Consider the following 1,313-nt stretch of genomic DNA (forward strand, 5'->3'; position numbering starts at 1 on the left):
TGTCCCGTCCTGAATAAGGTTTACACCTTCTGACTTGTCTTCAGGAGGAACCAATGGATACGGGAAAAAGGCGCAGCCAGCGTGATTACTCGCTGGGCTTTAAATTGGCGGTCGTCGATCAGGTCGAAAAAGGCGAGTTGAGTTATAAAGAGGCTCAACGGCGCTATGGAATTCAGGGGCGATCGACTGTGTTGGTGTGGCTACGCAAGCATGGGCGACAGGACTGGAGCCAAGGCGCCTCTATTCGCGCCCAAAGGAGCCGACCGATGGACGAACCCAATGTGCCGCTGACACCTGAGCAGCGAATCAAGGAGCTTGAGGAAAAGCTCGCCCTTGCCAATCAAAAGGCCCAGTTCTTCGAGGCGGTTGTTGACGTGTTGAAGAACGATTACGGGGTTTCCATCGTAAAAAAGCGATCCGGCAAGTCCTCACCCAAGGGCAAATCCAAGGCCTGAGTATTCTCAGGGCTTGCCAGTTTCTGGGCATTTCCCGGCAGGCGTACTACAAGCGAAACCGGGCTTATGACGCGCAAGTCAGCCATGCCCAGAAAATACTGGGTTTTGTCCTGGAAACTCGTCTTCAGATGCCTCGACTGGGCACACGCAAGTTGCATGGCCTCATGCAGGCCGAGCCGGAACTGACGCGCACAGTCGGTCGCGACCGGTTGTTCGATATCTTGCGAGACAGCCGCCAATTGGTTCTACGCAAGCGCGCCTATCACAAGACCACTGACAGTCATCATCGCTTCCGCCGGCATCCGAACCGACTAAAACCTGGTCCTGATCAAGTGACTGCCACCGGGCCTGAACAGGTCTGGGTGGCGGACATAACCTATTTACCGACCCAGCAAAGCGTTGCGTATGTGAGTCTGGTGACGGACGCCTACTCTCGCAAAATCGTCGGCCATCACGTGCATGAAACCCTGCACACCGAATCGGTCATCCAGGCGATGAGCAAAGCCCTGCGGGGTAGAAGAACCGATCAGGCATTGGTACATCACTCGGATCGCGGCTCGCAATACTGCTCTGATCTCTACCAGAAGCTGCATGCCAAACATGGAATCCGGTGCTCAATGACTGATGGGTATGACTGCTATCAGAACGCCTTGGCAGAGCGAGTTAACGGGATCTTGAAGACAGAGTTCCTGCTTCATCGACCTAAGGACCTGGATGAGGCCGTTCGAATGGTCGACGAGTCGGTACGCATCTACAACAGCAGGCGGCCGCATCTATCGTTGAAATGCAAAACGCCCGATGCGGTGCATCGGGCGTTTTGAGGGTGAAATAGGTGTAAACCTATTTCAGGACTAGACA

At 54.5% G+C, this 1,313-nt stretch carries 1 protein-coding gene; it reads left to right on the forward strand.

What is annotated here, in order from left to right; translation table 11 throughout:
- Nucleotides 1-53 precede the first annotated feature (53 nt).
- A protein-coding gene (locus M5B98_RS28645) for an IS3 family transposase (protein WP_248744682.1) occupies nucleotides 54-1,276 on the forward strand; the annotation gives its coding sequence in 2 pieces (ribosomal slippage) (nucleotides 54-405 and nucleotides 405-1,276; 1,224 coding nt in all).
- The last annotated feature ends 37 nt before the right edge of the window (nucleotides 1,277-1,313 follow it).

This window comes from Pseudomonas sp. MWU12-3088, assembly GCF_023242405.1.
GTDB lineage: Bacteria > Pseudomonadota > Gammaproteobacteria > Pseudomonadales > Pseudomonadaceae > Aquipseudomonas > Aquipseudomonas kribbensis.